The sequence below is a fragment of the Galbitalea soli genome (assembly GCF_010686725.1).
GTDB classification, from domain to species: Bacteria; Actinomycetota; Actinomycetes; order Actinomycetales; family Microbacteriaceae; genus Galbitalea; species Galbitalea soli.
This window is the reverse complement of the sequence record NZ_JAAGWZ010000001.1, coordinates 465,132-476,281: the sequence shown is the minus strand read 5'-3', so window position 1 is coordinate 476,281 and position 11,150 is coordinate 465,132. Positions and strand designations below refer to the sequence as shown.

Genomic DNA, 11,150 nt, shown 5'->3' with positions numbered 1-11,150 from the left:
CACCGTGGCCGAGACCGTCAGCTGGCGTCCGAAGGCGGGGGAGATCCCCACCTCACCGGGGGTGTACCGCTTTCGCGATTCCTCGCAGCGGGTGCTCTACGTCGGCAAGGCGAAGAATCTCCGTGCCCGCCTGAGCAACTACTTCCAGCCGCTGAGGAGCCTGCACGAGCGCACGCGGCGGATGGTGCTGAGCGCCGCCTCGGTCGAGTGGACGGTCGTCTCCAACGAGTTCGAGGCGCTGCAGCTGGAGTTCACCTGGATCAAGGAGTTCGACCCGCCCTTCAACGTGCAGTTCAAAGACGACAAGTCCTATCCGTACCTCGCGATCACCCTCCAGGACGCCGTCCCACGCGTGCTCGTCACGCGCAACCGCAAGCTCGCCGGCGCCCGCTATTTCGGGCCGTACACGAAGGTGTGGGCGATCCGCGAGACCGTAGACCAGTTGCTCAAGCCCTTCCCCATGCGCAGTTGCACCGACGCCACCTACGCGCGCGCCGAGCAGACGGGCAGGCCGTGTCTGTTGGGAGACATCGGCAAGTGCGCCGCGCCGTGCGTGGGGCGCATCAGCAAGGAGGATCACAAGGCGATCGCGCTCGACTTCGCCTCCTTCATGGCCGGCAACGACTCGCGGTTCGTGGGCGAGCTCACGAAGAAGATGCGGGCCGCATCCGCGGAACTCGACTTCGAGTCCGCCGCCCGCTATCGGGATCAGCTCGCGGCGATGGAGACCGCCCTGTCGAAGAACGCGGTGATGCTGGCCGACGACGTCGACACCGACTTCTTCGGCATCGCGCACGACGAACTCGCCGCCGCGGTGCAGCAGTTCATCGTGCGCGGCGGGCGGATCCGCGGTGTGCGCAGCTGGGTCGTCGACATGGAACTCGACCTCGAACTCGGCGAACTGGTCGAGACCGTCGTCCACAACGCGTACGAGGATGACCTGGTGCCGCCGCGCGAGATCGTGGTGCCCGTCCTCCCCGAGGACTCCGCCGAGCTGGAGAGATGGCTCGCCGGGGTGCGTGGCAAGAAGGTCTCTCTGAAGACCGCACAGCGCGGGGAGAAGGCCACGCTCGCCCTCACTGTCGCGACGAACGCCAAGAACGCGCTCGTGCTGTACAAGACCCGGCGGAGCGGGGACTTCGTCGCCCGCTCGCAGGCACTCGCCGACCTGCAGGAGGCCCTCGGAATGCCCGATGCACCCCTGCGGATGGAGTGTTACGACGCCTCCCACCTCGGCGGCACGAACATCGTGGCCTCCATGGTGGTCTTCGAGGACGGCCTGCCGCGCAAAGACCAGTACCGCCGCTTCAGCATCCCCGACTCCACCGACGACACCGAGTCGATCTACCAGACGCTGATGCGCCGGCTCGCCCATCTCGATGCCGACGACGCGCGAGACGCGGACGCGGCGGCGAGCCAGCTCGAGACCGCCGATCTCGGCGCGGACGCGGCGGACGATTCGGCCGTCGCCCCGCCCCGGCGTCGTTTCGCCTACCGCCCCAACCTCCTCATCGTCGATGGGGGCCAACCCCAGGTGGCCGCCGCGAAGCGCGCCCTCGACGACTCGGGCGTGACGGGCATCGCGCTCTGCGGCATCGCCAAGCGGCTCGAGGAGCTGTGGCTGCCGGACAGCGACTACCCCGTCATCCTGCCTCGCAACAGCGACGCGCTGTTCATGATCCAGCGCATCCGCGACGAAGCGCACCGATTCGCCATCACCTACCAGCGGCAGCGGCGGTCGAAAGACATCACCTCGTCGCTCGCCGAGATCCCCGGACTCGGCCCGACGAGAGTGCGCGAGCTGCTGCGACACTTCGGATCGGTCACGCGGCTGCGCGCGGCCGAGGTGGAGGCCATTGCGGAGGTCAGGGGCATCGGTCCCACGCTCGCGGCCCAGATCCACCGTCGACTCCGCGAGTGACCACGCCCCCGTTGCGGGATGACCGGCCACCGGTCACGCCCCCGCCTCGGTAAACTGTGCTCACGAAGTCACGCGACGATCGAAGGCCTGAGGCACAATGACCGCGGAGAACGAACGCCCGGCACTGCTCATCATCACGGGCATGTCGGGCGCGGGTCGATCGACCGTCGGCAACGCCCTCGAAGACCTGGGCTGGTACGTGGTCGACAACCTCCCACCGCAGATGCTGCGACCCCTCGTCGACCTCGGCGAACACGCCGGCGATGCCTTTCCGCGCATCGCCGCGGTCGTCGATGTGCGCGGCGGCAAGGTGTACGCCGACGTGCAGGAGGCGATCAAGACGCTCCGCGACGACGCGACCATCCGTGTCGTCTTCCTCGATGCGACGGACGCGACCCTGGTGCGGCGGTTCGAGCAGGTGCGACGACCCCACCCGCTGCAGGAGGACGGCACGATCCTCGACGGTATCGCGGCAGAGCGCCGTCTCACCGCGGAGCTGCGCGAGAGCAGCGACATCGTCATCGATACCTCCGAGCTGAACATCCACCAGCTGGCCACGGTCATCGCGCAGCGTTTCGCCGAGGTCGACGCGCCCGGTGTCCAGGTCACCCTGATGAGCTTCGGGTTCAAGTACGGTCTCCCCGCCGACGCCGATATGGTCGCCGACATGCGCTTCCTCCCCAATCCCTTCTGGATCCCGGCGCTCAAGTCGAAGACGGGCCTCGATCCCGCGGTCGCGGAGTACGTCTTGACGGCCGAGGGAGCGCGCGAATTCATCGACAACTACGCTCTAGCGCTCGCCCCGGCGATCGCGGGGTATCAGCGCGAGAACAAGAGACACGCTACGATCGCCATTGGCTGCACCGGTGGTAAACATCGTTCCGTCGCCGTCGTCGAGTCCCTCGCGACGCTGCTGCGGCAATTGCCCGGTGTAGCGATCAACATCAAGCACCGCGACCTCGGTCGCGAGTAGCACCCGCCTCCCCGGGGAGGTTTCGACAGTAAAGGATTCGCCTGTGCCCCTCACCGCCGACGTCAAGGATGAACTCGCAGCGATCGAGGTCTCGAAGACCACGGTGCGCGCGGCGGAGCTCGCGACCATCCTGCGGTTCGCCGGTGGCCTGCACCTCATCTCGAACCGCATCGCCGTCGAGGCCGAGCTCGACACGGCGGCCCTGGCGCGCCGTGTGCGAAAAGACCTGGCAGAGCTGTACGGCGTGCGCAGCGAGGGCACCATGGTCTCCGCGTCGGGATCGCGTCAGGCGACTCACTACCTCGTTCGCGTGCTCGACGGGGGAGAGACCCTCGCCCGCCAGACGGGGCTGTTGGATGCCCGGCGCAGGCCCATCCGCGGGCTCCCCAACCGCCTCACGACGGGCTCGCGCGAGGAGCTCGCCGCCGTCTGGCGCGGGGCGTTCCTCGCCCGGGGCACGCTCACCGATCCCGGGCGCTCTGCCGCGCTCGAGATCACGTGCCCGGGCAATGAGGCGGCGATGGCGCTGGTCGGCGCGGCAGGACGCCTGCGCATTCCGACGAAGGCGCGTGAGGTGCGCGGTGTGCATCGCGTGGTCATCCGCGACGGCGAGGCGATCAGCGCGATGCTCACCCTGATGGGCGCGACGACGAGCGTGTCGGCGTGGGAGGACATGCGTCAGCGTCGCGAGGTGCGCGCGACGGCGAATCGACTGGTCAACTTCGACGACGCGAATCTGCGCCGCTCGGCCCAGGCCGCCGTGGCGGCGTGCCTCCGCGTCGAGCGCGCGCTCGAGATCCTGGGTGCCGACGTGCCCGAGCACCTGCGCTACGCCGGGGCCCTCCGTTTGAACTTCCGCGACGCGAGCCTGGACGAGCTGGGGCACCACGCCGACCCACCCATGACGAAGGACGCGGTCGCCGGCCGCATCCGCCGGCTCCTGGCGATGGCCGACAAGCGGGCCAGCGACCTCGGCATCCCGGGAACGGAAGCCAACGTCCCGCCGGACATCGACGAGGACTGAGTCCAGCCTTCGATTCGTGCCGTAGGCACCGCGATCAGCCTCGTGATTGGTCGCCCAGCAGGGGAAGCATCCGAGGAGTGGCCGGGTTCGAGTCAGTAGACTGGAAACGTCTCCCCGTCTCGACGAATTCGCGCTGCGCGGGGCCTGATTGCTAGGAGAAAATCGATGGCTGAGTACACCCTTCCCGAACTCCCTTACGACTACGCGGCCCTTGAGCCGCACATCAGCGGTCGCATCATGGAGCTCCACCACGACAAGCATCACGCGGTCTACGTCGCCGGGGCGAACACCGCGCTCGCCAAACTGGCGGAAGCCCGCGGATCGGGTGACTTCGCGAATGTTCCCAAGCTCGAGAAGGACCTCGCGTTCCACCTCGGCGGTCACATCAACCACTCGATCTTCTGGAAGAACCTGTCTCCGGATGGCGGCGACAAGCCCACCGGCGAGCTGGCCTCGGCCATCGACGAGTTCTTCGGCTCCTTCGACGCCTTCGTCGGCCACTTCTCGGCGGCGGCGACGAGCCTGCAGGGCTCCGGCTGGGCTGTCCTGTCCTGGGACCCGGTGGGCAAGCAGCTCATCATCCAGCAGTTGTTCGACCAGCAGGGCAACACCGCCCTGGGCACCGTGCCGATCCTGCAGCTGGACATGTGGGAGCACGCCTTCTACCTCGACTACGTGAACGTGAAGGCCGACTACGTGAAGGCGTTCTGGAACATCGTCAACTGGGCTGACGTGTCGGCCCGGTTCGCCGCCGCGAGCGCGAACGCGAGCGGCCTGCTGCTACTGTCATAGCGGTGTCGTGGCCGGGGCGTGTCGCCCCGGCCACCCCTCCAAACCCACCACTCGTGCGCCGGTCCGGCGCCAGATCACCTGGAGTACTTTTGAGCGTCAAGATCGGGATCAACGGCTTCGGCCGGATTGGTCGCAACTACTTCCGTGCAGCCCTCGCCAAGGGCAGCGAGCTCGAGATCGTCGCGGTCAACGACCTCGACAGCCCCGCGGCCCTCGCCCACCTCCTCAAGTACGACACCGTCGGCGGTCGTCTCGACGCGACCGTCGAGGTCGATGGTGACTCGATCGTGGTGAACGGCAAGGCGATCAAGGTTCTCGCCGAGCGCGACCCGTCTCTCCTGCCCTGGGGCGAGCTCGGCGTCGAGGTCGTCATCGAGTCGACCGGTCGCTTCACGAAGTCGGCGGATGCCCGCAAGCACATCACCGCCGGAGCGAAGAAGGTCATCGTCTCCGCGCCCGCGACCGGCGACGACGTCGCCACCCTGGTGCTCGGCGTGAACGAGGGAACCTACGACCCGTCGACGCACGACATCATCTCCAATGCGTCCTGCACCACGAACTGCCTCGCCCCGCTCGCCAAGGTGTTCATGGACAACTTCGGCATCGAGCGTGGCCTCATGACCACGGTCCACGCCTACACCGCCGACCAGAACCTGCAGGACGGTCCACACAGCGACCTGCGTCGTGCCCGCGCGGCCGCAGCCAACATCATCCCCACGTCCACGGGCGCCGCGAAGGCGCTCGGACTGGTCATCCCCGAGCTCGTGGGCAAGCTGGACGGCTACGCCTTGCGCGTGCCGGTGATCACCGGTTCGATCACCGACCTGACGCTCACCACGTCGGCGTCGGTCACCGTCGAGCAGATCAATGCGGCGTACAAGGCCGCCGCCGATGGCCCCCTGAAGGGAATCCTCAAGTACACCGAGGACGAGATCGTCTCGAGCGACATCCAGGGCGACCCGCACTCGTCGATCTTCGACGCCGGCCTCACCAAAGTGATCGGCGACCAGGTCAAGGTCGCGTCGTGGTACGACAACGAGTGGGGCTACTCCAACCGCCTCGTTGACATCACCGAGTACGTCGCCGACCGCCTGTAGACGGCCCGACCGTGTCGCTTCGCACGATCTCCTCGCTGGGAGACCTCGCCGGCAAGCGCGTGATCGTCCGCTGTGATCTGAACGTTCCGTTGAAGGACGGTCAGATCACAGACGACGGTCGGATTCGCGCGTCCCTGCCCACGCTCAACCTGCTCATCCAGGCGGGCGCCCGTGTCGTCGTCATCTCGCACCTCGGTCGTCCCGACGGCGAACCGGATGCGAAATACAGTCTCGCGCCCGTGGCGAAGCGGCTCTGCGAGTTGCTCGCCAAGCCCGTGACCTTCGCGAGCGACACGGTCGGCACGGCGGCCGAGGAGGCCGTCAGCGGCCTCGCCGACGGCGAAGTGGCGCTGCTCGAGAACCTCCGGTTCAATTCAGCGGAGACCGCGAAGGATGCCCCCACCCGGGCTGCGTTCGCGGCCAAACTCGCCCGCTTCGGTGACGCCTTCGTGTCCGACGGCTTCGGCGTGGTCCACCGCGAGCAGGCGAGCGTGTTCGAACTCGCGACGGCCCTCCCGAGCGCGGGCGGACTTCTCATCGAGCAGGAGCTCGGGGTGCTCGAGCGCCTCACCAGGACCCCGGAGCATCCATACACCGTCGTTCTCGGTGGCTCGAAGGTCTCCGACAAGCTCGACGTCATCGGCGCTCTGCTGCCGAAGGTGGACACGCTGCTCGTCGGCGGGGGAATGCTGTTCACCTTCCTCGTGGCGCTCGGTCACCGAGTGGGCGCGAGCCTGCTGGAGCAGGACCAGGTCGAGAACGTGAAGGGCTATCTCGCTCAGGCGGAGCAGCTCGGCGTGAAGATCGTCCTCCCCACCGACATCGTCGTGGCGTCGAAGTTCGGCGCTGATGCCGAGACCGCGATCGTGCCCGCGGACGCGATCGAGGATTCGCCCTTCGGCGCCTCCGGTCTCGGGCTCGACGTCGGACCGGAAACGGGGGCGGCCTTCGCCTCCGTGATCTCCGCGTCGAAGACCGTCTTCTGGAACGGCCCGATGGGCGTGTTCGAACTCGCGCCCTTCGCGGCGGGCACCAAGGCGGTCGCGGCTGCACTCACCACGGTGAGCGGGCTCGGCGTGGTCGGTGGCGGAGACTCGGCTGCGGCGGTTCGCGCACTCGGATTCCGCGATGACCAGTTCGGTCACATTTCGACGGGTGGCGGCGCGAGCCTCGAATTCCTCGAGGGCAAGCGTCTCCCTGGACTGGAGGTTCTCGGATGGCAAGCGTGAAGAAAACCGGGCGCATTCCTTTCATCGCGGGGAACTGGAAGATGAACCTCGATCATCTCCAGGCGATCGCGTTCGTGCAGAAGCTCGCCTGGAGCCTGAAGGATGCGAAGCACGACTTCGCGACGACCGAGGTCGCGGTCTTCCCGCCCTTCACCGACCTGCGGTCGGTGCAGACTCTCATCTCGGCCGACAAGCTCGAACTGGGCTTCGGCGCACAGGATCTCTCGCAGTACGACAGCGGCGCCTACACGGGCGAGATCTCGGGTGCGTTCCTCAAAGCGCTCGACGTGCCGTACGTCATCATCGGGCACTCGGAACGACGCCAGTACCACGGTGAGACCGATGCGGTCCTCGCCGCCAAGGTGGCCGCGGCGATGCGTCACGGAATTGTCCCCGTGCTCTGCGTCGGGGAGACCGCGGACGACCTCGAGAAGCACGGCCCGAGTGCCGTCCCCGTCCAGCAGTTGCGCGACGCGCTGGCGGGCAACGAGGCGATCACCGAAATCGTCGTCGCCTATGAACCGGTCTGGGCGATCGGGTCCGGACAGGCGGCAACGCCGCAACAGGCCGAACAGGTCGCCGCAGAACTGCGTGCCGTGCTGACCGAGTTGCTCGGTGAGGACGTCGCCCAGGCGACGCGCATCCTCTACGGCGGATCGGTGAAGTCGGGCAATATCGCCGGCTTCCTGCGCGAGCCGAATGTCGACGGCGCGCTCGTCGGCGGCGCCAGCCTGGACATCGCGGAGTTCGCAAGTATCGCGCAATTCAGCAAGCACGTCGGCGTCTGACCGCCATCGGCTCGTGGTCGCCGCCCCGTCTCGCCTCGTAACGAGGCGGGGCGGCTGCGACCACGGCTATACTTCATAGCGGTTACGAACCGCTCGAAAGGTATTCCGTGCAAATTCTCCAGGTCGTCCTGCAGGTGATCCTCGGGCTCACGAGCCTCCTGCTCACGCTCCTCATTCTGCTTCATCGCGGTCGCGGTGGTGGGCTCTCCGACATGTTCGGCGGGGGAGTGACGTCCAACCTCGGTGCCTCGGGCGTCGCTGAGCGCAACCTGAACCGGATCACGGTTATTCTGGGTGTTGTCTGGATCGCCAGCATCATCATCCTCGGTCTCATCACCAAGTTCTCGGCGAACTAGCACCCCAACTCAGAAGGAGCAGGACGTGGCCTCAGGCGGTAGTGCAATTCGTGGTTCGCGGGTCGGCGCCGGCCCCATGGGCGAGCAGGACCGCGGCTACCACGCCGAGCGGATCCAGGTGTCGTACTGGGACGAGCACGGCAACGAGACGGTGCGAAACTTCGCGGCGAATCTCCCCGAAGAGGAGATCCCCGACATCATCGACTCGCCGTCGACGGGCCTTCCGGCCGGTCGGGACAAGAACAACCCGCCGTCCGTCGCAAAGCTCGAGCCCTACAAGACGCACCTCGCCTACGTGAAGGAGCGTCGCACCGAGGAGGAGGCCGCACAGCTTCTCGAAGAAGCGCTGGAACAGCTGCGGACCCGTCGAGGGCGCGTCAGCCAGTAGACTCCTCAGCGGCGCTGGTCTCGCCGATGGTCCGCGCGGTCGCCGGGCCCTGTTCGTTCAGCTGAGCACGGTACGCGCGGGGCGTGCACCCGATGCGCGCACGAAACTGCCGGTTGAAGTTCGACAGGTTCGTGTAGCCGGCTTCGAGGGCGATCCGCGCGATCGGGAGGTCCGTCTGCTCGAGGAGCACGCATGCCCGCGCGAGCTTCGCGCTGCGCACCGCGTCGGTGAAGGTTCGGCCCGCTGCGCGCGCGAAGGAGCGTGACAGCTGCGCGGGGGACGTCTCCGCGAGACGTGCGGCTGCCGACAGCCTGAGTTCTCCCATGAGGGCGTCGTCGAGAATCGTCGTCATGAGTTCCGTGCGGGAGTCCCCCGTTCGCGCAGCATCGGCCCCGTCGATCGTGAACTGACGCTGGTCGGCGGGCGGTGCCTCCACGAGGATCCCCAGCAGCGCGAAGATATGCGCAGCACGCTCGGTGCCCGTCGCGGTGCCGATGCGCAGAAGCGCTCGACGCCCGCGCTGCGCTGTGGCCCCGAGATATTCGATTCCCGCCTGCGCCCTGGGGCGTAGCGCAGCGAGCGGGGTCATACCGGGGATGAGCTCCCCGCAGGCGTCGACCCACTCGGGTCGGAGCTGCAGGACCGTGTCGCGATGCCGCGTCGGGCGCGGGGAGTGGTCGATCCACACGTGCGGCACGCCGGGGCCCACCAGCACGAGCTGTCCCGTCTCGAACTCACCGACGTGATCGCCGACGACGAAGCTGCCCGCCGTGCCCCGGACGAGATGCACCTCGTACTCGGGATGCACATTCCACCGCGCATAAATGCTGGGAGCGTCATGCTGATGCCATCGCCCCGTGCAGCCCGGGTCGAAGGGGATGATTTCGTGCACGGCAGCGCTCTCGGGCGGGCCAACGGTGGAACCGGCGAAGTCGATCGTCATTGAGCGTCAGAATCCTTCCAGTCGCGGGGGATCGGCACGTCGGTCACGAAAGTATCAGAACGCGACTGACTATTGCCTTTCTCGAGCACGTCTCTGTGAATAACGTCGTGGGCGGACCGGGCTCCCCCTCCCGGGCCGACACCGCCGCGGCAGAGTCGTCGTAGCGGTGTCGTCACCTCCCCATGGAAGGCACACACCTGCGATGACCAATGACGTTCAATTCCAGCTCAATCGGCGCCAGCTGCTGCAGTTCGCGGGTCTCGGTGCCGCCTCCCTCGCCCTCGCCAGTTGCAGCGCTGCTGGTACGGGCAACATCCCGAAGGGTAATGGCAGCTGGAAGCAATTCGCCGGCACCGAGATCAACTTCATCTCGGAGAACACGGCGCCCTCGGCGGCCATTGCGGCCAACAGCAAGCCATTCACCGACCTGACGGGCATCAAGGTCAACATCAGCCAGATGCAACTCGGAGATCTCGTTCAGAAGGTCAAGCTCGACCTCTCCAGCGGCTCGTCTCAGTACCACGTGATCTACGCGGATCCCTATCAGGTCATGTCGCCGCTCAGCGCGGGCCTGGCCGATCTCACTCCGCTCATCTCCTCCTCCGGGTATCCGAAGGTGGAGGGAGGCCTCGACGACTTCCTCGCCCTCGATGCGGCGGGACGGTTCCTCTCCAAAGACAAGCTGTACGCCCTGCCGTACGACTGCCCCACCATGATCTGGTTCTACCGGAAAGACCTGTTCGAGAAATATCACACGCGGATGACCGCCGCTCTCGGCTTCGACCCCACGCCCTCCGAGAAGATCACGTGGGAGCAGTACTACCAGATCGCCGACTGGTTCAATCGCAACGCGAAATCGGATGTGGCCTATGGCACCGGACACCAAGCCAAGCAATACGATTCGCTGCAGTGCGACTTCTCCAATGTGCTGTGGGCGTATGGCGGGGACTACTTCGGCGGCACCGACCTCGGCCCGCTCGGGTCGAAGGATCCCGGGAAGAGCACTCTGACCGACGATGCCGCGGTGAAAGCGGCCACCTTCTACCAGAAGCTTCTCGGCATCGCCCACCCTGGCTCTGTAGGGTGGGATTGGGATGGCCTGGGCCAGGCATTCGCCGCCGGACAGGTGGCGATGGCGCCCAATTGGCATGAATACGCCGCATCGGCAGAGGAGAAGTTCCCGGGCAAGGTCGGCTATTCCCTCCTGCCGACCGGTCCAGCGCGGTCGGCAAACCTCTGGGGCGGCACCGGAATCGGCATCAACGCCAACGCGAAGGAGAAGGAGTTCGGTGCGGCCTGGCTCTTCGTCAACTGGGCGACGGCACCGGCGACCCAGCTCATGACCCTTCGGTCGACCGTCGGCGGCGGGACACCCACCCGTCGTTCGGTCTACGCGCTTCCGGAGGTGAAGGCTCAGGAGAAATGGCCGTCGACGATGCCGAACATGGTGACGACCGACGTCGTTCTCAAGGCCTGGGAGCCCGACTTCATCGGGCTCCGCCCCAAGGTCGCGACGTGGAATCAGCTCAACACGGCCGTGTTCACCGAGTTGTCGAAGATGATCACGGGAAGCGCGACGCCCGCGGCCACCATGGCGTCGATCGCTCAGCAGTTCGACACGATCAACGCGAAGTGACGG

Annotated in this window: 11 protein-coding genes; 10 read left to right on the top strand and 1 reads right to left on the bottom strand. The window is 66.8% G+C overall.

What is annotated here, in order from left to right; translation table 11 throughout:
• Window positions 1-4 precede the first annotated feature (4 nt).
• The 9 genes from uvrC to G3T37_RS02200 all read left to right on the top strand — a co-directional run bounded on the left by uvrC (window position 5) and on the right by G3T37_RS02200 (window position 8,568).
• Complete coding sequence (uvrC, locus tag G3T37_RS02240; protein ID WP_163471847.1) at window positions 5-1,921, top strand: excinuclease ABC subunit UvrC; 1,917 nt, start codon at window positions 5-7, stop codon at window positions 1,919-1,921.
• Between the two features lie 97 nt (window positions 1,922-2,018).
• Window positions 2,019-2,894 carry an RNase adapter RapZ gene (rapZ, locus tag G3T37_RS02235; RefSeq protein WP_163471846.1) on the top strand — a complete coding sequence of 292 codons (876 nt, stop codon included), beginning with the start codon at window positions 2,019-2,021 and terminating at the stop codon, window positions 2,892-2,894.
• A gap of 43 nt (window positions 2,895-2,937) precedes the next feature.
• Entirely contained in the window at window positions 2,938-3,918 is a 981-nt protein-coding gene (gene whiA / locus G3T37_RS02230; RefSeq protein ID WP_163471845.1) for a DNA-binding protein WhiA, read from the top strand.
• Between the two features lie 165 nt (window positions 3,919-4,083).
• Window positions 4,084-4,710, top strand: a complete 627-nt coding sequence (locus G3T37_RS02225; protein ID WP_163471844.1) for a superoxide dismutase — start codon at window positions 4,084-4,086, stop codon at window positions 4,708-4,710.
• Between the two features lie 89 nt (window positions 4,711-4,799).
• Window positions 4,800-5,807, top strand: a complete 1,008-nt coding sequence (gap, locus tag G3T37_RS02220; RefSeq protein WP_163471843.1) for a type I glyceraldehyde-3-phosphate dehydrogenase — start codon at window positions 4,800-4,802, stop codon at window positions 5,805-5,807.
• 11 nt (window positions 5,808-5,818) lie between these two features.
• Window positions 5,819-7,036 (top strand): phosphoglycerate kinase, encoded by a 1,218-nt coding sequence (locus G3T37_RS02215; protein WP_163471842.1) that lies wholly within the window; start codon window positions 5,819-5,821, stop codon window positions 7,034-7,036.
• On the top strand, window positions 7,024-7,824 hold the full coding sequence (tpiA, locus tag G3T37_RS02210) for a triose-phosphate isomerase (RefSeq protein ID WP_163471841.1): 801 nt from the start codon (window positions 7,024-7,026) through the stop codon (window positions 7,822-7,824). Before G3T37_RS02215 ends, tpiA begins: the two co-directional genes overlap by 13 nt.
• A 107-nt stretch (window positions 7,825-7,931) precedes the next feature.
• Window positions 7,932-8,180 carry a preprotein translocase subunit SecG gene (gene secG / locus G3T37_RS02205; RefSeq protein ID WP_163471840.1) on the top strand — a complete coding sequence of 83 codons (249 nt, stop codon included), beginning with the start codon at window positions 7,932-7,934 and terminating at the stop codon, window positions 8,178-8,180.
• Window positions 8,181-8,205: 25 nt separating this feature from the next.
• Entirely contained in the window at window positions 8,206-8,568 is a 363-nt protein-coding gene (locus tag G3T37_RS02200) for an RNA polymerase-binding protein RbpA (RefSeq protein ID WP_163471839.1), read from the top strand.
• Here G3T37_RS02200 and G3T37_RS02195 read toward each other — a convergent pair.
• Complete coding sequence (locus tag G3T37_RS02195) at window positions 8,558-9,511, bottom strand: AraC family transcriptional regulator (RefSeq protein ID WP_163471838.1); 954 nt, start codon at window positions 9,509-9,511, stop codon at window positions 8,558-8,560. The genes G3T37_RS02200 and G3T37_RS02195 overlap by 11 nt on opposite strands.
• 202 nt (window positions 9,512-9,713) lie before the next feature.
• Between G3T37_RS02195 and G3T37_RS02190 the strand changes: the two genes are divergently transcribed.
• The gene (locus G3T37_RS02190) at window positions 9,714-11,147 is read left to right on the top strand and encodes an extracellular solute-binding protein (protein WP_163471837.1); all 1,434 of its coding nucleotides are present in this window, start codon (window positions 9,714-9,716) and stop codon (window positions 11,145-11,147) included.
• Window positions 11,148-11,150: the final 3 nt, after the last annotated feature.

Bases quoted from the DNA above. Each gene is read 5' to 3' on its own strand.
- rapZ (WP_163471846.1), top strand. From the start codon at position 2,019: ATGACCGCGGAGAACGAACGCCCGGCACTGCTCATCATCACGGGCATG.
- G3T37_RS02225 (WP_163471844.1), top strand. From the start codon at position 4,084: ATGGCTGAGTACACCCTTCCCGAACTCCCTTACGACTACGCGGCCCTT.
- tpiA (WP_163471841.1), top strand. From the start codon at position 7,024: ATGGCAAGCGTGAAGAAAACCGGGCGCATTCCTTTCATCGCGGGGAAC.
- G3T37_RS02195 (WP_163471838.1), bottom strand. From the start codon at position 9,511: ATGACGATCGACTTCGCCGGTTCCACCGTTGGCCCGCCCGAGAGCGCT.
- G3T37_RS02190 (WP_163471837.1), top strand. From the start codon at position 9,714: ATGACCAATGACGTTCAATTCCAGCTCAATCGGCGCCAGCTGCTGCAG.